Here is a 17,547-nt window from a genome sequence, read left to right as displayed (position 1 = left end):
ATCGACGATTCTGGCGCCCTGGCGGTCTAACGTGGCCGGTGCAGGCGGCACCGTGAATCCGGCGGCGCTTGTGGGTATCAGGTGAAACAACAGGCAGGACAACCCACCCGGGCTAGACTCGTGTCGTCTGGGGGGATCGCCGCTGAACAGGAGCGTCAAACCATGGCCACCACCATTGAAGCGGACACCGAGACCCGCACCCCGTTCGAGGACGACGTCGCAGCCACCCAGCGGTACTTCGACAGTCCGCGCTTCGACGGCATTACTCGTCTCTACACCGCCCGCCAGGTCGTAGAGCAGCGCGGCACGATCCGCACCGACTACACCGTGGCGAGGCAGGCGGCGGAGGCGTTCTACCGGCGCCTGCGCGAGCTGTTCGCCCAACGCAAGAGCATCACCACGTTCGGCCCCTATTCGCCGGGGCAGGCGGTGACCATGAAGCGGATGGGCATCGAGGGCATCTACCTCGGGGGCTGGGCGACGTCCGCGAAGGGGTCCACCACCGAGGACCCGGGGCCCGACCTGGCCAGCTACCCGCTGAGTCAGGTGCCGGAGGAGGCCGCCGGGCTGGTGCGTGCCCTGCTGACCGCCGACCGCAACCAGGAGTATCTGCGCCAGCGCATGAGCGAAGCCGAACGGGCCGCCACCCCCGCCGTCGACTTCCGGCCGTTCATCATCGCCGACGCCGACACCGGCCACGGCGGCGATCCACACGTGCGGAACCTGATCCGGCGCTTCGTCGAAGCCGGCGTTCCCGGATACCACATCGAGGACCAGCGCCCCGGCACCAAGAAGTGCGGACACCAGGGCGGCAAGGTTCTGGTGCCGTCCGACGAACAGATCAAGCGGCTCAACACCGCCCGCTTCCAGCTCGACGTGATGCGGGTGCCCGGGATCATCGTCGCGCGCACCGACGCCGAGGCGGGCAACCTGATCGACAGCCGCGCCGACGAGCGCGACCAGCCGTTCCTGCTCGGCGCCACCAACGTGAAGATCCCGTCGTACAAGTCGTGTTTCCTGGCGATGATGCGGCGCTTCTACGAGCTGGGCGTCAAGGAACTCAATGGTCACCTGCTCTACGCCCTTCCCGACGGTGAGTACGCCGCCGCCGACGCCTGGCTGGAACGCCGGGGCATCGCCGACCTGATCGCCGAGGCGGCCGGCAAATGGCAGCAGAACGGCGCCCAGCAGTCGCTCGACGCGCTCTACGACAAGGTCGAGGCGCGGTTCGTCGACGTGTGGGAGGACGACGCCGGGTTGATGACCTACGGCGAGGCCGTGGCCGAGGTACTCGAATTCGCCGAGAGCGAGGACGAAGCCCGCGACATGAGCGCCGCGGAATGGCGGGAGTTCGCCGCCACCGCGTCGCTGTACACCGCGCGGCAGAAGGCCAGGGAATTGGGCGCCGACGCCCGGTGGGACTGCGAGCTGGCGAAGACGCCCGAAGGCTATTACCAGGTGCGGGGCGGCATCCCGTATGCGATCGCCAAGTCGCTTGCCGCGGCGCCGTTCGCCGACCTGCTCTGGATGGAGACCAAGACCGCGGACCTCGCCGACGCCCGGGAGTTCGCCGAGGCGATCCATGCCGTGTATCCGGACCAGATGCTGGCCTACAACCTCTCGCCGTCGTTCAACTGGGACACCACCGGCATGACCGATGACGAAATGCGGGCCTTCCCAGAAGAACTCGGCAAGTTGGGGTTCGTCTTCAACTTCATCACCTACGGCGGTCACCAGATCGACGGCCTCGCGGCCGAAGAGTTCGCCACCTCGCTGCGGCAGGACGGCATGCTGGCGCTGGCTCGCCTGCAACGCCAGCTGCGCCTGGTCGAGTCGCCGTACCGCACACCGCAAACCCTGGTCGGTGGGCCGCGCAGCGACGCCGCGCTGTTGGCCTCGTCGGGGCGCACGGCCACCACCAAGGCGATGGGCAAGGGCTCCACCCAGCACCAGCATCTCGTGCAGACCGAGGTGCCCAAGAAGCTGCTGGAGGAATGGCTGGCGATGTGGAGCGAGCACTACCAGCTTGGGGAGAAGCTGCGCGTGCAGCTGCGCCCGCAGCGCGCCGGCTCCGAGCTGCTCGAGCTGGTCATCTACCGGGAAGGCAGCGACGCCGAGGAGCGGCTTGCCAACGTGATCTTCGGTCAGTTCCAAGACCGGCGCGAGGTCAACATCCTGACGGTGCGTGACCAGAACACCTTCGAAGAGAAGCTGCGTCAGAAGCGCCTGATGACGTTGATCCATCTCTGGCTGGTGACCCGGTTCAAGGCCGATTGGGTGCATTACGTCACGCCGACCGAGGACAACCTGTACCAGACCGAAAAGATGAAATCGCACGGCATCTTCAGCGACGTCCACCAAGAGGTCGGCGAGATCATCGTCGCCGAGGTGAACCATCCGCGGATCGAGGAGCTGCTGGCGCCCGACCGTGAGGCGTTGTGGCGGCTGATCCGCAAGGAAGACTAGCCAGCGCGAGCAGACACAGAATCGCACGTCCGAGCTTCGGATCGTGCGATTCTGTGTCTGCTCAGCGGATTTCGTCTTGGTACTTCTTGGTCATGTGGTCGATGGCCTGAAGTTGGGTCTGCGCCAAGCCTTCTCGCACATCGCTGGCTCGCGCGGCGGCATCGAGGGTGGGTTGCGCCTGACCCTGGAAATGCGGCATCACCTCGGCGGCGAACAGCTCGGCGGACCGCTTGGTGGCCGCGGGATTGGCCCACTCGTGCGCCATCTGCAGCATGCAGCCGAATCCGCCGGACTGATCCCACAGCCGCTGGACCTGTGCCCGGGCCCGCTCCGGGGTGCCGATCACCCCGGCGCCGTTGTCGTTGATGATGTCGATCATTTCGTCGAGCCGATCCCCCGGCATGGTCATCTGCGGGAACGCCGCCACCTTCTGGAAGTAGTGGAACCACGGCTCGATGCCGAATTTCACGTCGGCGCGGGCCTGCTCGTCGGTCTCGGCGATGTGGAAGGGCCCGACGAGGCTCCAGTTGCTGCGGTCGACTTGCGTGCCGAATGCCGCGGCGCGCTCTTCGACAATGCCCCAGTGGTAGGCGAGTGCATCGAAGCCTTCGATGGTCAGCGTCGCGCCGATGGACAACAGGCCGATGCCGTGCTTGCCGGCCAACCGCGCACCGGTCGGCGAGGCGACCGCGGCGACCGCCAGCGGGATGCCGCCGTCGGAGTACGGGGCAAGTTGCAGCCGGGCGTCGAACAGCTCGTGGGTGGCGGTTTTGGCGGTGACGCTCTCCCCCGCTAGCAGCCGCACGACGATGTCGAGGTTGGTTTCCAGAAGCTCGCGGGTGTCGGTGGGATTCAGTCCGATCATCGCGGAATCGGTCGGCAGTGAACCGGGTCCCATCCCGCCGATCACCCGGCCGTGGGTGAGGTGATCGAGCAGCATGAGCCGGTCGGCGACCCACAGCGGATTGTGATACGCGAGCGAGATGACGCCGGTGCCGAACCGGATCCGTTGCGCGCGTTGGGCGGCCGCGGCGATGAAGATCTCCGGTGAGCTGATGATCTCGCTGCCCGCCGAGTGGTGCTCGCCGATCCATACTTCGTCGAAGCCCAGCGCGTCGAGATTCTCGACGAACTCCAGGTCACGCTGCAATGCCAGCGTCGGGTTGGTTCCGGCGCGGTGAAACGGTGCGATGAAGTATCCGAACCTGAGCTTGGCCATGGCCGAACCTTAAACCGGGCGCCCGCGTGAAGGGCAGTCGTTCGGAAACTGCGGCGGTGGCTATGTTCCCGGGCCCGCCAAGCGCGGGCCCGGAATGCTTAGCCGCAGCGGGCGATCACGGCCACCCGCCGCAGATGTTGCCGATGCAGCCGCCGCCGCCGCCCGGCCCGCCACCGCCGCCACCGACTCCGGGGATCTGGCCACCGCCCCCGCTGGGACCGCCGCTACCGGTGGGGCCGCCGGGGATCTGGCCACCGCCCCCGCCGGGACCGCCGCCACCGGTGGGGCCGCCGGGGATGCTTCCGCCACCGCCACCTGGGCCGCCGCCACCGGTCGGACCACCGGGAACGCCTCCACCGCCACCTGGGCCGCCCGGCGCAGGCGCTGGCGCCGACGACGGCGGGATCAGGCTTACGCTCGTCGTCGTCGTTGGTGTCGTCGTGGTTGTGGTGGTTGTCGGCCCGCCCTTTTCGCCTCCGCCGCATCCGACTGCCAGCGACAGCACGGCGGCACCGCCGAACAGCGCGAATGCGATTCTCGGTTGGGATTTCATCAGGCCCTCACTCTCGTCTCTAGCTCGCACTGTCAATTCAACCGGCCTGTCTGTACCCGCGATGTGCAAGAACGAAACGTATTACCGGCGATCCGTTTCTATCGCATTTCTGGCCTCCTGTTTGCCGATCAACGGCGTCCGATTACGGCCACCACAAATGCTTTCGTTACGGCTTGTGCTGCAACCACATTCGCCACAGTTGTCGATCGATGACCTAACTGTCGCGGTCAAATCGCCAGGTACGGTGTCAGATTCGGTGGCCGGTAGCGATTCCCAGCCAGTCGTCGGCGGACAGCCCGCGGATGCGCGCGGGATCGTAACGCCGCAGAAGCGAGGACACCGTCGCGTGATCGGCGCCCTTGAATCCGTGGGCGGCCAACAGCGCATCCAGCTCCGTGGGGGTGAAGCCGCTGCGGTACGGCTCGCCGCGCCGGGCCACCAGGCGGGCCACTCGACGGGCGCTTTTCCAGCGGGGACGCGCCGTTACGACGTCGGCATTGATGTAGTCGACGACGAGTCGGCTGCCGGGCGCGCACAGCGCCGCCAGGTCGCCCAGCGTCGCGTCGATCGCGGGGCCGGTCAGGTACGGGGTGACGCCGAGCCAGACGACTACACTGGGACGTCCGGGGTCGAACCCGTGGTCGATCAACCGCTTCTGCAGGCCGTTTTCCTCGAAATCACATGGTACCCAAACTATTTGGACACTGCTCGACGCCGGCAGCAGCCGCTCTGTCAGCGAGCGCTTGTCCTTTTGGGTCGCCGGCGCATCGGCCTCGAAGATCGTCACGGGCGCGTCGGATCTCCGCAGGCTGGTGGTGTCGAATCCGGCGCCGAGCAGCACGATCTGGTCGATGCCGTCGCGGATAGCCGCCTCGCATACCTCGTCGGCATAGCGCACCCGTAACACGATATGAGCGTGCAGGCCGCCCCACCGCCGATCGAACATCCATAGGGCGGCACCGGCCAGGAGCCGATGCGCCAGCATCGCCCGCAATGCCGGATGGCGGACGAAATGGCGCGAGTGCGGGTCGTCGAGAAGCCGCCGAGGCGGTGTCTGCAGCGTTTCCGCCGTCCGTTGGGCAGCATTGATCTGCGCGGTCAAACTCGCCTTACGATCCAGACGACGGCCGGCCATGCGCTCGACGTTACGACATCACCGGTCCAGATGTATGGTCCAATTTCATGCCAGAGTTGTGGACCAGTTGGCCCGGTGGCGTGGACTTGCACCTCGAGCTGCCGCCGGGTCATGGTCGGCGCGCGGCGCTCGAGGATGCGCTGCGCCAAGCGATCCGGGACGGCCGATTAGCCCATGGGGAACGGCTGCCGTCATCCCGGGCACTTGCTGCTCAGCTCGGGGTTGCGCGCGGAACGGTGGTCGAGGCCTATGCGCAGCTGGCGGCCGAGGGTTATCTGCGCAGCCGCCCTGGCGCGGTCACCGAGGTGGCCCACGGCCCGGCTGTGCGCCCGCAGGGTGCCGCGGCACCGGTTCCGCCGCGCATCGTGGCCGATTTTCGGCTCGGCCGTCCCGACCTCAGCATGTTTCCGCGCGTTGAGTGGCTGCGCGCGCTGCGGCGCGCTTTCCAGATCACGCCGCATTCGGATTTCGGGCCCCTGGATCCGCGGGGGTCGCTGCGGCTCCGCACCGTGCTGGCCCAGTACCTGGGCCGGGTGCGCGGCGTGCTCACCACGCCCGAGCGTCTGGTGATCTGCAGTGGTTTCACGCAGGGCCTGCGGCTGGTCTGCGACGTGCTGGTCACCGCCGGAGCCCGGTCGATCGCCCTGGAGAATCCATGCCTTCCCGACCATCGCGCGACGGTCAACACCAGCGGTCTCGATGTGGTCCCGCTCGACGTCGACTACGCCGGTGCCATCCCGGACAGCTTCAACGCCAAATCGGTTGCGGCGGCGGTGCTTACGCCGGCTCATCAGGCCCCGCTCGGCGCGACGCTTGCGGCCGGCAGACGCGCCGAGTTCTTGCGGATCGCCGCACAACGGGGCTCCTACCTGATCGAAGACGACTACGACGGCGAGTTCCGCTACGACCGCCATCCGGTCGGCGCGCTGCAGGGGCTCGCCCCCGAACAAGTCATCTATGCGGGCAGTGCCAGCAAGAGCCTGGCCCCGGGAATCCGGTTGGGCTGGCTTGCCGTACCGGCCGACCTGCTCGACGCAGTGGTCGAGGCCAAGCGACGAGCCGATCGCGGCACCGACGTCCTCGCCCAATTGGCATTCGCGGAATTGATCGACTCAGGCGCTCTTGATCGCCATGTCCGGCGGATGCGCCGACGCTACCGTCAGCGCCGGGATGCTTTGGTGGACAGTCTCGCCCGCAATGCAGCGGCGATGCCGGTGCATGGTGTCTCCGCCGGTCTGCATGCGGTCGTGTCACTACCCGAACCAATCACGGAGGCCGACGTCCTCGCAGCCGCCAAGGAGCGACACATCGCGCTCACCGGCCTGGCGCCTTTTTGGCACCTCGACGGCCAAGGCGCACCAGGACTTGTGCTCGGCTACGGAACGCCGTCGGAAAGCGACTATCCCCGGGCACTCGAATACCTCAGACAGTTGTTGCGCGCCTTCTAGTTACGGCGTCAGTGGGTGGGCTGTTTCAGCCCGTATCGGTGTATGACGTCGTCCCGCCAATCCGGCGTCCCGTACGTGATGCCGTATTTCTCAGCGAGGCCAGGAATGCGGGCAGCTCGTGCAGCTTGCTGTCCGTGGGATGCGCTGCCATCAGGTCACCCAGCTCCCGAGAGTAGTTCTCGAACCCGCCCGGAGTGATGACCTCGATAATGCGGCCGGGTTCGTTGCCGGCGTTCCACATCGCGTGCATTTCGCCGCGCGGCTTGGTGATGTAGCCGCCGGGGCCGAGGACAACCTCAGTGTCGTCCGAGCGGAAGCCGATCTTGCCTGCGATGACGATCGAGTGCTCGTCCTCCCGAGTGTGCCGGTGCGGCGCGGTGATAAACCCGACATCGAATGGATGCTCGACGATCGCTACCTCGTCGCCGTTGTTGACGCTCGACAGCTTGAAGACAGCACCAAAACCGGGCAACTTCACCGTGTCTCCCTCCCCCGGCTGCACCACCGTGACTTGGGCTGGGAATACTTCGGTCATTTCGCATACCTCCCTTGGGTTTACGCTGTGCCGTTTTCCGACTTGAGCAGCCACGCCTCTTTTTCGAGGTCGTCGATGATGGCGTGTAACAGGTCGGCGGTCGAAGGATCTGCGGCGTCGACGTCGTCGTGCACGGTGCGGATGGTGCCCACGACCGCGTAGATCCGGTTGGTCATTGTGTCGACGGTTTCGGTGACGCCGGGGAGACCGGACGGAATGGCGGGGACGGTTGTTGTGGCGACGACCGTGTCGGAGCGCCCGTCGGGAACGGCGTCTAAGGCGCGCATGCGTTCGGCGATTGTGTCGCTGGCTTCGCGCGCGGTATCCACACGTGATGACTCAGGATGTCAGGTGTGAAACTGCGGTAGGTGGACACTCACAGCTGGTTCCGTCAGCGCCGCAACATGATTCAGGTCAGCCGCGGTAACTGGGCGCGGATCAGCGGCACGATCTTGTCCGCCATGTACCCATGCCCGGCGTCGGTTGGGTGGACGCCGTCTGGACCGATCAACTCGGGCTTGCCGACGAACCAATGCTCGGCGATCGGGTCGACGAACGTTGCGCCCACGGCCCGAGCCTGGTCGCCGATGATGTCGCGAACCTGCAGTACGGCCTCGGGTGGATCGGCCGTGGGCCACGGCGGGCCGATCACCAGAAGTCTGGCCGCCGGGGCGGTGCGGCGCGCCAAATCGAGTGTGTCGTGGGCCATCTGGCCGAGGATCTCCGGTTCGACGCCCTGGTCGTTGCGCGAGCCGAAAAACACCACCAGCGCGTCGTTGGGGTGCACCGCCCTCGCGGTCAGGTCTTCGAAAACACTGCCGTGGTCGCCGCGCACGGCATATCCGGCTCTGCCTTCGCACGCCACGTCGGGCGCGATCTGCACTCCCTGCCGGGCAAGGGTCGCCCAAGCGCGCGCGGTCCATGCCTTCGGTCCCAGGCCGCCTTCGTCGGTACCGGTGGTGTAGGAGTCCCCGATGACCGCGACGTGGTTGACCGCGGAGCCTAACGTGACTGTCCGGTAGGGCGGCGCCGGCGCCCGGTATCCGCTGACCATGTCGATCGTGCCGATCGCAAAGGCCAGTGAGACGACCAACGCGGCCAGGCGACCCACCCTTACCTCCACTGTTCAATACATCGTCAAGCGTGCCCCGTGTTAGCGGCATCGTATGAGCAAAAAGTTGGAATTCGCGGTCGACGCGATCAGCTAGCCAGCGCGCATGGCAATCGCCTTGCTGCGCTCGTCGCGAGCGCCGTCGATCGGTTGGAGTTTGGCCTTCACCGGACCGGCGCCCAGGTCGACTTGCGGCTCCGTCCCCGGGGCCCCGACGTCGACCATCCGGCGCATCCAGCGGCGGGCTGGCTCTTCCACGAAGTGGAACAGCACGATCGCGATGACCGTGGCGATCGCGAGCAGGCCGACGACCATCAGCTTGCCCCCGGTGCCCTGCAACGTGAGCTGGAACTGCCGGGCGGCCCATATCCAGGCGGTGTGCACCAATTCGTGCACCATGTACAGGCAGAACGAGATCTCGCCGCCGAACACCATCGCCCGGACCGACAGCAGCCGCGGCAGACTGCCGGTTCCCATTGCAAGCGTCATCACCAGCGGGACGAACAGCACGTCGACAATGCCGCCGCTGTCGATGACCCCGGGTATCGGGTAGGCGTCGAGCAGGTAGAGCAGACCCACGACGGTGGCGGTGAGCAGCAGGGCAACGTATCCGGCGCCGCGCCGCGCGCGGTCGGTGAGACGTAGCCGCATGACGGCCGCGGCGACCAGTGCTCCCGCCGTGAATTGCATGACGATGCGGGGCAACCAGCTCCACGGCGTGTAGAACTGCCCGCTGGCCAACAACAGCAGCACGGGCGGCAGCGACGCGCCGATCGCGAGAAAGACCAGGCTCCGGGCTCTGGTGGCGTGCGCCATCCGGAAGATCACCAGCACCAGTGCGCCGAACAGCAGATAGGCCAACCATTCGGCGCTGATCGACCAGGCCGGGCCGTCCCAGCTCGATCCGTCGAAGTACGGCTGGAACCACAGCTGCACGAGCAGGACTTGGCGCACATAGCTCACAGCGGTCAGTCGGCTCACGTCCTCCGACGGCACGTGCCCGACGTGCAGCGTGAAGATCCACCACGCGGCGGCCAGGTGCAAGGTGACCAAATAGACCGGCCAGACGCGGGCTAGCCGCAGCCACAGGAAGTGCAATGTGGCGCGCGTGGACCATGACCAGCCCATCCGGTCCAGATAATTCCAGGTCAGCACGAAGCCGCTGAGGATGAAGAAAAGGTCGACGCCCTGCGCGCCGCAGTTGAGTACCGGTGCGAGGGCGTCGCTGAAGTCGGGTGCCGACTCGCGCAGCAGCGGGCGGAAGTGGAACAGCACTACCCACACGGCGGCGATGATGCGAAGACCGGTGAGGGCCTTGATGTCTCCGCTGCGCACAACACCCTTTCCGGGACGTCACTGCTGTTTCGTTCGCGCCACTGCGTCGGCCGGCCGGACACGGCCGCCTCTCACGCGGCAGCGTCTCGGAGAGTACCAGCGGCGATCGCAAGCGCGGCGGAGCCGGGCGCAGCGGGTCGACCGGAACAACGCCCGACAAAGTATTGACTCATTCCAGAAAAGGGGCAATATTCCTACTGTGTCCTCGAGTCGGGATTACGCGGAGCAACTGCGTATGGCCGATCTACGCGTGACTCGCCCCAGGCTTGCGGTTCTGGAGGCCGTGCAAGAGCATCCGCACGCGGACACCGAGACCATCTTCGAAGCGGTGCGCTTCGGCCTGCCCACGGTGTCGCGCCAGGCCGTCTATGACGTCCTGGCGGCGCTGACCGGCGCGGGCCTGGTGCGACGGATCCAACCGTCCGGGCACGTGGCTCGCTACGAGTCGCGGGTCGCCGACAACCACCACCATGTCGTCTGCCGGTCCTGCGGGGCCATCGCCGACGTCGACTGTGCCGTCGGAGAGGCGCCGTGCCTCACCCCGTCGGACGATAACGGCTTCTGCCTCGACGAGGCCGAGGTCATCTATTGGGGTCTGTGCCCCGACTGCTCGACAACCTGATCACCTATTCACCTACCCCCGAAAGGAAGCACCCGGTGTCAGAAAGCGAAAACCCGGCAATCCCCTCCCCGACCCCGACGGCGCACCGGCCCATGACCAACCGGGACTGGTGGCCCAACCAACCGGATCTGTCGGTTCTGAAAAAGCATGCGCCCCAGGCCAATCCGATGGGCGATAGCTTCAACTACGCGGAGGAGTTCAAGAAGCTCGACCTGGAGGCGCTGAAGCGCGACCTCGTTGAGGTGATGACGACCTCGCAGGACTGGTGGCCCGCCGACTACGGCCACTACGGACCGATGTTCATTCGGATGAGCTGGCACGCGGCAGGCACCTACCGCATCCACGACGGCCGCGGTGGCGGCGGCGAAGGAGCCCAGCGCTTCGCGCCGCTCAACAGCTGGCCCGACAACGTGATCCTGGACAAGGCGCGCCGGCTGCTGTGGCCGGTCAAAAAGAAGTACGGCAAGAAGATCTCCTGGGCCGACCTGATCATCTTCGCCGGCAACTGTGCCTACGAAGCCATGGGGTTCAAGACGTTCGGCTTCGGCTTCGGCCGAGAGGACATCTACGAGCCCGAGGAGATTTTCTGGGGGCCCGAGGACAGTTGGCTCGGCGATGAGCGCTACAGCGGCGAGAGAGATCTGCACCCGCCGTTCGGCGCCACCCAGATGGGCCTGATATACGTCAACCCGGAGGGGCCCAACGGCGAACCGGATCCGCTCAAGGCCGCCATCGACATCCGGGAGACGTTCGGCCGGATGGCGATGAACGACGTCGAGACGGCGGCGCTGATCGTCGGCGGGCACACGGTGGGCAAGACGCACGGCGCGGGCCCCGCCGACCTTGTCGGTCCCGAGCCTGAGGCTGCCCCGATCGAACAGCAGGGTCTGGGCTGGAAGAGCGCGTTCGGCAGCGGCAAGGGCCGCGACGCGATCGGCAGTGGCCTCGAGGTGGTATGGACGCCTACCCCGACGAAGTGGGACAACTCCTTCCTGGAGACCCTCTACGGCTACGAGTGGGAGTTGACCAAGAGCCCGGCCGACTGCTGGCAGTGGACCGCCAAGAACGCCGAGCCCGTCATCCCCGACCCGTTCGACCAGTCCACCAAGCGTCTTCCGACCATGTTGACGACGGACCTGTCGCTGCGGATGGATCCGATCTACGGCAAGATCACCCGGCGCTGGCTTGACCACCCCGAGGAGTTGGAGCAGGAGTTCGCCAAGGCGTGGTACAAGCTGTTGCACCGCGACATGGGGCCCCTTTCGCGCTATCTCGGCCCCTGGGTTGCCGAGCCACAGCTGTGGCAAGACCCCGTACCTGACGTCGACCACGAGCTTGTCGACGACAAGGACATTGCGGCGCTGAAGACCAAGCTGCTCGAGTCGGGGCTGAGTATCCCGCAGCTGGTGTCCACCGCATGGGCGTCGGCGGCGAGTTTCCGCGGCACCGACAAGCGAGGCGGCGCCAACGGTGCCCGCATAAGACTTGCGCCGCAAAAGGATTGGGAGGTAAACAACCCCGCCGAATTGGCCAAGGTGCTGCAGGTCCTCGAGCAGGTGCAGAAGGACTTCAATGCCGCACAGTCGGGCGGCAAGAAGATCTCGCTGGCCGATTTGATCGTGCTGGGTGGCTGCGCAGCGGTCGAGGAGGCGGCGAGGAAGGCCGGGGTCAGCATCACGGTCCCGTTCGCGCCGGGACGCACCGATGCCTCCCAGGAGCAGACCGACGTGGAGTCGTTCGCTGTTCTCGAACCCAAGGCCGACGGGTTCCGCAACTACCTGCGCGGCGGCGAGAAGTTGTCGCCGGAGACCCTGCTGGTGGACCGCGCCTACATGTTGAATCTGACCGCTCCGGAGATGACGGTGCTGATCGGCGGCCTGCGTGCACTCGACGCTAACTTTGGTCAAGCCAAGCACGGCGTTTTCACCGACCGTCCAGGGACGTTGAGCAACGACTTCTTCGTGAATCTGCTCGACATGGACAACGAGTGGAAGGTTTCCGAGTCCACGGAAAACGTCTACGAGGTTCGCGATCGGGCAACGGGCCAACTCAAGTGGACCGCCACGGCTGTCGACTTGGTGTTCGGTTCGAATTCGGTACTGCGCGGGCTGTCGGAGGTTTACGGCGCCGACGACGCAAAGGAGAAGTTCGTGGCCGACTTCGTGGCCGCGTGGAACAAGGTGATGAACCTGGACCGGTTCGACCTCGCCTGATCGGCGCCGACAACCAGCGGCACCCCGCGAGCTACCAGGGCTCGCGGGGTGCCGTGCCGTTCACGAACCAGACGTTGTCCTCGACCAGGTTGCGGCTGCGCCATCCCTCTGGAGTGCGCACCAATTCGTGGTGGTAGTAACCGCCGCAGTAGCTGAGTTCGGTCATCCCCGGCAGTTGCATCGGGTTGTAGAACATCGCGCGCACCCGCGCGGTATCCCCGTCGACGTCGGATTCGATGTTGGTGATGTAGTGCATCGACATGGGGATAGTGGCGAAGCCCTGCGCCAGCCAGTCGGCGACTTCGTCGCGGGAGCCGGCGATCGCCCCGGCCGACGAGTAGTCGATCCGCGCGTCGTCAGTGAAAACGGACCGGTACAGGTCCCAATCTCTGGTGTCGACGGCCCGGGCGTAGCGGTTGAGCAGTGCGGCGATCTCGAGTTCGTCGCCGATGCGCTGAATGTCCATGCGGGCTGTCCGAAAGTTCTTTCTTAGCAAAGTATTATGCGTTGCACCCGGTGACCTTAGAGTAGCCCATTAGCGTCGCGATCAGGTTGGGTCAATTCCTTGCCCGCGTATTTCGGCAACCTGATCGAGAAGTGAGGCCGCTCATGACCGAATCGCTTGGTACATCAGGTGCCGACTTCACGCCGCGCTACGGCAGTCCGGTGATCGATTGCGGCGGCGCGCAGGTCCGCGCGCAGTGCCGGCACCTGGCGACTGTGGTGACGATCAGCGGTGCGATCGACGCGATGAACGTCGAACGGGTCAGTGAGTACTGTAGGCATTTCGTTCTGTCCGACAAGCCCATCGTGTTGGACTTGAGCGGCGTGGATTGCCTTGCCTCCGAAGGCATTCGGCTGCTTTACCGCATCGACGACGACTGCCGCACCGCCGGAGTCGAGTGGGCACTAGTTGCAAGTCCGGCAGTCACCCGAGTGCTGCAGATCACCAACGAAGAGGGCTTGTTCCCCGTGGCGGAGTCCGTGCATGAAGCGCTGCATTACTTCGCCGACGCCATCTCCGCACGCCGTCGGCTGCTGATGCCGCTGCTGAACAAGACCGCGTAACGCCGCAGGCCACCGCGCCACTGCAGGTTTATCGGTATGCTGCTGGTCGTGAGGTCCAAACCGATAGCGCTTGCCGCGGCGCTGCTTCTCGCCGGTTGGGGTGTGGCCTCCGGCGTTGCGACCGCCGACCCGACGCCGTCGCCGCAGCCCCACCAGCCCGGTCCGGGGCAACCCGGTCCTGGTCCTGGTCCTGGTCCTGGTCACGGTCCCGGGCCTGCGCAGCCGCAGCCGGGGCAGCCGCAGGCTCAGGGGCAGCCGAAGACGACCATCGACCACGACGGCAAGTACGTCGTGGGCACCGACATCGCACCGGGCGTCTATACGTCCGCGGGTCCGGTCAACAAGGGTGCGTGCTATTGGAAGCGGCTCGGCAGCGGCGACAACGGCAACGAGATCCTCGACAGCGCGATGACCAAGAAGCCTCAGGTCGTCCAGATTGAGGCCAGCGACAAGGCGTTCAAGACCGACGGCTGTCAACCCTGGCAGAAGAATGACTCGGCCAATCCGGACGCCGGTCGATCGCCCGCGGAAACCAAGGCGGGAATGGACATCCTGAACGGGATCCTCAACGGAGCGCAACCGCCCAAGTCCTGATTGCGGCATGGAAACCGTCGAATACGCGCCCGGTCGGCTCGTCGACCTTGTCGGCGATCGCGGGCGGCGAACCGTGTTGCTGTGGCACGGGCAGCAGAGCAATGCCCGCACTGCCGTTCGCCCGCTGGCCGAGCTGGTGGCCGGCCATGGGCTGGCCGTGGTGGCGCCGGACTGGAATTCTCACGCCGACGACGGCGGGCGTGACGATCTGCTGCGCTCGGTGGAGTTTGCCCGGCAGCGAGCCGAGGAGCCCGACGAGCTCGTGCTCGTCGGTTGGTCGCTGGGCGGCGCCGCCGCGGCCGGGCTGACGGCACAGGCAAGCCGGTACGGCGTGCATTTCGCCCATACCGTCTGTCTGGCAGGTGCATTCATGGTGCCCGACCCGATCACCGGGAAGCGGCCGGACGCATGGTTGCCCGATGCGCAGCACCGCTCGCCGTTCACGTTGCTGCACGGCGTTGCCGACCATGCCGTTCCGGTGGCAGTGAGCCGTGAGTTCGCTTCGGCGCTCGAGCAGCACGACTGGCCGGTGGAATTGATCGAACTCGCCGCCGATCACGGCTCGATCGCGGGTGCCGGCTACGACTCTGTCGCCGACCGCTATTCGGCCGGCCACGACCCCGACACGTTGGCCGACGCGGCCGACGTGGCCGCCCGCATCGCTGCTGCAGCCGGGATCCCGCGTTAACGCTGGGCGATCCAGTCCCGCAGCTTGGCGTAGACCTGCGGGTGGTTCAGCAAATCGAAATGGTGCAACCCGGCCAAGGTCAGCCCGTGCTCGGGCTCGAACGGAATCGAGCGCGACTTTCCGCGTCCCGACGCACTTGCCGGCCGTACCAGGTAATCGCCGGCGACAAGCCCGACCAGCGCCGGCGCGGAAGTCGTGGCCACGAAATGATAGGTGGCGCCGGGAAGAAACGGCACCTCTCGGCAACGATCCCGCAGAAACTCATCCGGATCGGCGTCGCACCAGTCCTCGTCGAGGCAGGAGCCAAAACGCAGGTCTTTGACCCCCGCACTGCGGGTGTTCAAAAAGCCTGCAATTGCGCGTGTTTCAGGTAGCCGGGCCATCGCCCACGACGCAACGTTGACACCCTTTTCCAGGTCCGCGCCCAGATGCGGGGAGCCAAGGCACACAACATGACTCACCGCGTCTGTCCACCGATGTTGTTGCTGCGCGCCGTAATGGCATGCGCTTCGGATCACCAGACCGCCCATCGAGTGGCCCACCAGCACGAGCTCGTCGACGGGAACGGGCCATTGGGCGTGCAGGCGGTTCAGCAAGTCGGCGAGCGCGCGGCCGTTGGCCGAGATGTGCAGTCCGGTGTTGTACCGCAGATGAACCGGTGTGAAGCCGAGCTCGTCGCGCAGGCGTTCGCCGTAGCTGCGCCCGTCGTCGCCCGCGCGCGGTGCGCGAGACCAGGACCACTCGGTCAGGCACCAGCCGTGCAGGAAGACGACGACGCGGCCGGTGGCCGTCGGGAACGCTGTGGCCATCGACTCGGCTGTGACGGGAATTGGGTTGCCGCAGTGACGGATTTGCATCCCGTCGGCGAATTTGTTTCCGTGATCGGCCAACTGATCCCCGTACACCCCGTTGAGCGCGGCGATGGTCTTGGCGATTCTGCGGCGCGCTAGAAGCTCGCCGTCGCCGTCGTCGCCCCACACCCCGGAGGCGACCGCGCTCGCCGCGCGGGCGGCGCCGCGAATACCGCCGTCCACACCGCGATAGATGCCGTGCGCCAGGGCGTTGTGCACCGCCCTGGTCGGCGCCGCCGATGGCCCGATCGACGCGAAGACACGCTCGGCGATCCCCGCATGCATCCCCCGCACGAGCGCCGTCAGGACTGCGGACGCCTCCCCGGCCAGCTCGCCGACTGCGCGGATGTCGCTGCGCTGCATCGTCACTCCCCCAATGTGTGCAGGATCCCGACCCGGTGATTTGTGCGTTGAGTATACAAGCGTTTACTGTATGCGCGGCCGGTCTACACTGGCGCGTGCCCGCCCGCCCGATAGGAGCCCTGATGGACGCGATGTTCTCGCTGGAACTGCCCGAGGAGGTCGCGCACGTTCGTGACTGGGTACACAAGTTCGCCGAGTCTGTCATCCGGCCGGCGGCGGCCGAGTGGGACGAGCGCGAGGAAACGCCGTGGCCGATCATCCAGGAGGCCGCCAAGGTCGGGCTGTACACCCCGGATCTGTTCGCGCAGATGGCGGCCGAGCCGAGTGGGCTCGGGCTGCTGACGGTGTTCGAGGAAACCTTTTGGGGCGACGCCGGAATCGCGTTGTCCATCCTGGCCACCGGCTTGGCCGCGGCGGCGTTGGCGGCCAACGGCACTGCGCAGCAGCTCGCCGAGTGGCTGCCGCAAATGTTCGGCACTCCGGATGACCCCAAGCTGGCCGCATTCTGTTCGTCCGAGCCCGGCGCCGGGTCCGACGTCGGCGCAGTGCGCACCCGGGCCGTCTACGACGAAGCCGCCGACGAGTGGGTGCTCAACGGCACCAAAACCTGGGCCACCAACGGCGGGATCGCCAACGTGCACGTGGTGGTTGCGTCGGTGGATCCCGAGCTGGGCACCCGCGGCCAGGCCACATTCATCGTGCCGCCCGGTACGAAAGGCCTGTCGCAGGGCCAGAAGTTCAAGAAGCACGGCATTCGTGCTTCCCACACCGCCGAGGTGGTGCTCGACGATGTCCACATTCCGGGTGAGTTGATCCTGGGCGGCAGAGAACGTTTCGAGCGCCGGCTGGCGAAAATCCGTTCGGGTGAACGAACCTCCAGCCAGGCCGCGATGATGACGTTCGAGCGCACGCGCCCGGCAGTAGGCGCGATGGCGTTGGGTATTGCGCGCGCCGCCTACGAATACGCCCTGGAATATGCTTGCCAGCGCGAGCAATTCGGCCGGAAGATCGCCGAATTCCAGGCCATCGCGTTCAAGCTGGCCGACATGAAGAGCCGCATCGACGCGTCCCGGATGTTGGTGTGGCGGGCCGGCTGGATGCAGCGGAACAACAAGTCGTTCAGCTCCGCCGAAGGCTCGATGGCCAAACTGTACGCCAGCGAAACCGCCGTCTACGTCACCGACGAAGCCATCCAGATTCTCGGTGGCAACGGCTACACCCGTGACTATCCCGTCGAACGGATGCATCGAGATGCCAAGATCTTCACGATCTTCGAAGGGACCAGCGAGATCCAGCGACTCGTCATCGGCAGGGCGCTGACCGGTCTGACGATCCGCTGACTTCGG

16 protein-coding genes and 1 pseudogene are annotated in these 17,547 nt (G+C 66.2%); 8 read left to right on the top strand and 9 right to left on the bottom strand.

Translation table 11 applies throughout. The annotated features are described in order from the left end of the window. The first annotated feature begins 162 nt into the window (after positions 1-162). The gene (aceA, locus tag AWB95_RS02955; RefSeq protein ID WP_062539642.1) at positions 163-2,466 is read left to right on the top strand and encodes an isocitrate lyase ICL2; all 2,304 of its coding nucleotides are present in this window, start codon (positions 163-165) and stop codon (positions 2,464-2,466) included. A 61-nt stretch (positions 2,467-2,527) separates the two neighbouring features. Here the strand turns inward: aceA and AWB95_RS02950 are convergent, their stop codons facing one another. The 3 genes from AWB95_RS02950 to AWB95_RS02940 form a co-directional block, all read right to left on the bottom strand. Further along, positions 2,528-3,685: an LLM class flavin-dependent oxidoreductase gene (locus AWB95_RS02950; RefSeq protein ID WP_062539641.1), complete on the bottom strand. Its 1,158-nt coding sequence runs from the start codon at positions 3,683-3,685 to the stop codon at positions 2,528-2,530. A 115-nt stretch (positions 3,686-3,800) separates the two neighbouring features. After that, positions 3,801-4,238 (bottom strand): hypothetical protein, encoded by a 438-nt coding sequence (locus tag AWB95_RS23445; protein WP_099539459.1) that lies wholly within the window; start codon positions 4,236-4,238, stop codon positions 3,801-3,803. Positions 4,239-4,485: 247 nt separating this feature from the next. Then, on the bottom strand, positions 4,486-5,373 hold the full coding sequence (locus AWB95_RS02940; RefSeq protein ID WP_062540266.1) for a class I SAM-dependent methyltransferase: 888 nt from the start codon (positions 5,371-5,373) through the stop codon (positions 4,486-4,488). A gap of 80 nt (positions 5,374-5,453) precedes the next feature. Between AWB95_RS02940 and pdxR the strand changes: the two genes are divergently transcribed. Beyond that, on the top strand, positions 5,454-6,821 hold the full coding sequence (gene pdxR / locus AWB95_RS02935) for a MocR-like pyridoxine biosynthesis transcription factor PdxR (RefSeq protein ID WP_084707148.1): 1,368 nt from the start codon (positions 5,454-5,456) through the stop codon (positions 6,819-6,821). Between the two features lie 25 nt (positions 6,822-6,846). Here pdxR and AWB95_RS02930 read toward each other — a convergent pair whose 3' ends face one another. From AWB95_RS02930 to AWB95_RS02915, 4 genes and pseudogenes are all read right to left on the bottom strand, one after another. Beyond that, positions 6,847-7,356, bottom strand: a complete 510-nt coding sequence (locus tag AWB95_RS02930) for a cupin domain-containing protein (RefSeq protein WP_232315687.1) — start codon at positions 7,354-7,356, stop codon at positions 6,847-6,849. A gap of 20 nt (positions 7,357-7,376) precedes the next feature. Further along, a pseudogene (locus tag AWB95_RS02925) lies at positions 7,377-7,685 on the bottom strand (Dps family protein); the annotation flags it as partial. An 80-nt stretch (positions 7,686-7,765) separates the two neighbouring features. After that, positions 7,766-8,467 carry an Rv0518 family GDSL lipase gene (locus tag AWB95_RS02920; RefSeq protein ID WP_062540268.1) on the bottom strand — a complete coding sequence of 234 codons (702 nt, stop codon included), beginning with the start codon at positions 8,465-8,467 and terminating at the stop codon, positions 7,766-7,768. 93 nt (positions 8,468-8,560) lie between these two features. Beyond that, positions 8,561-9,802: an acyltransferase family protein gene (locus tag AWB95_RS02915; RefSeq protein WP_062540269.1), complete on the bottom strand. Its 1,242-nt coding sequence runs from the start codon at positions 9,800-9,802 to the stop codon at positions 8,561-8,563. Positions 9,803-10,001: 199 nt separating this feature from the next. Between AWB95_RS02915 and AWB95_RS02910 the strand changes: the two genes are divergently transcribed. After that, the gene (locus AWB95_RS02910) at positions 10,002-10,424 is read left to right on the top strand and encodes a Fur family transcriptional regulator (protein ID WP_084707146.1); all 423 of its coding nucleotides are present in this window, start codon (positions 10,002-10,004) and stop codon (positions 10,422-10,424) included. A 92-nt stretch (positions 10,425-10,516) separates the two neighbouring features. After that, positions 10,517-12,637, top strand: coding sequence for a catalase/peroxidase HPI (gene katG, locus AWB95_RS02905; RefSeq protein WP_084707147.1), 2,121 nt, complete (start codon positions 10,517-10,519; stop codon positions 12,635-12,637). A gap of 31 nt (positions 12,638-12,668) precedes the next feature. On the opposite strand, the gene AWB95_RS02900 is transcribed toward katG, so the two are convergent. Then, positions 12,669-13,103 carry a nuclear transport factor 2 family protein gene (locus AWB95_RS02900; RefSeq protein ID WP_062540271.1) on the bottom strand — a complete coding sequence of 145 codons (435 nt, stop codon included), beginning with the start codon at positions 13,101-13,103 and terminating at the stop codon, positions 12,669-12,671. A 143-nt stretch (positions 13,104-13,246) separates the two neighbouring features. Here AWB95_RS02900 and AWB95_RS02895 point away from each other — a divergent pair, with 143 nt between their 5' ends. From AWB95_RS02895 to AWB95_RS02885, 3 genes are read left to right on the top strand one after another with little or no spacing between them, the layout of a single operon-like run. Then, positions 13,247-13,705, top strand: coding sequence for an STAS domain-containing protein (locus AWB95_RS02895; protein ID WP_062540272.1), 459 nt, complete (start codon positions 13,247-13,249; stop codon positions 13,703-13,705). Positions 13,706-13,753: 48 nt separating this feature from the next. Further along, entirely contained in the window at positions 13,754-14,299 is a 546-nt protein-coding gene (locus AWB95_RS02890) for an Rv1352/Rv1906c domain-containing protein (RefSeq protein WP_139818448.1), read from the top strand. 7 nt (positions 14,300-14,306) lie between these two features. Next, on the top strand, positions 14,307-14,987 hold the full coding sequence (locus AWB95_RS02885) for an alpha/beta hydrolase family protein (protein WP_062540274.1): 681 nt from the start codon (positions 14,307-14,309) through the stop codon (positions 14,985-14,987). On the opposite strand, the gene AWB95_RS02880 is transcribed toward AWB95_RS02885, so the two are convergent. Next, entirely contained in the window at positions 14,984-16,201 is a 1,218-nt protein-coding gene (locus AWB95_RS02880) for an alpha/beta hydrolase (protein ID WP_062540278.1), read from the bottom strand. The two genes, AWB95_RS02885 and AWB95_RS02880, sit on opposite strands and share 4 nt — an antisense overlap. A gap of 122 nt (positions 16,202-16,323) precedes the next feature. On the opposite strand from AWB95_RS02880, the gene AWB95_RS02875 reads away from it, so the two are divergent. After that, positions 16,324-17,541, top strand: a complete 1,218-nt coding sequence (locus AWB95_RS02875) for an acyl-CoA dehydrogenase family protein (protein ID WP_062540275.1) — start codon at positions 16,324-16,326, stop codon at positions 17,539-17,541. Positions 17,542-17,547 lie beyond the last annotated feature (6 nt).

The organism is Mycobacterium celatum, assembly GCF_002101595.1.
Classification (GTDB): Bacteria; Actinomycetota; Actinomycetes; order Mycobacteriales; family Mycobacteriaceae; genus Mycobacterium; species Mycobacterium celatum.
This window is presented reverse-complemented; position numbering and strand designations above follow the sequence as displayed.

What these genes read in the sequence shown, in the direction of transcription:
- aceA (WP_062539642.1), top strand. Translation starts at nt 163, where the DNA reads ATGGCCACCACCATTGAAGCGGACACCGAGACCCGCACCCCGTTCGAG.
- AWB95_RS02950 (WP_062539641.1), bottom strand. Translation starts at nt 3,685, where the DNA reads ATGGCCAAGCTCAGGTTCGGATACTTCATCGCACCGTTTCACCGCGCC.
- AWB95_RS23445 (WP_099539459.1), bottom strand. Translation starts at nt 4,238, where the DNA reads ATGAAATCCCAACCGAGAATCGCATTCGCGCTGTTCGGCGGTGCCGCC.
- AWB95_RS02940 (WP_062540266.1), bottom strand. Translation starts at nt 5,373, where the DNA reads ATGGCCGGCCGTCGTCTGGATCGTAAGGCGAGTTTGACCGCGCAGATC.
- AWB95_RS02930 (WP_232315687.1), bottom strand. Translation starts at nt 7,356, where the DNA reads ATGACCGAAGTATTCCCAGCCCAAGTCACGGTGGTGCAGCCGGGGGAG.
- katG (WP_084707147.1), top strand. Translation starts at nt 10,517, where the DNA reads ATGACCAACCGGGACTGGTGGCCCAACCAACCGGATCTGTCGGTTCTG.
- AWB95_RS02900 (WP_062540271.1), bottom strand. Translation starts at nt 13,103, where the DNA reads ATGGACATTCAGCGCATCGGCGACGAACTCGAGATCGCCGCACTGCTC.
- AWB95_RS02895 (WP_062540272.1), top strand. Translation starts at nt 13,247, where the DNA reads ATGACCGAATCGCTTGGTACATCAGGTGCCGACTTCACGCCGCGCTAC.
- AWB95_RS02885 (WP_062540274.1), top strand. Translation starts at nt 14,307, where the DNA reads ATGGAAACCGTCGAATACGCGCCCGGTCGGCTCGTCGACCTTGTCGGC.
- AWB95_RS02880 (WP_062540278.1), bottom strand. Translation starts at nt 16,201, where the DNA reads ATGCAGCGCAGCGACATCCGCGCAGTCGGCGAGCTGGCCGGGGAGGCG.
- AWB95_RS02875 (WP_062540275.1), top strand. Translation starts at nt 16,324, where the DNA reads ATGGACGCGATGTTCTCGCTGGAACTGCCCGAGGAGGTCGCGCACGTT.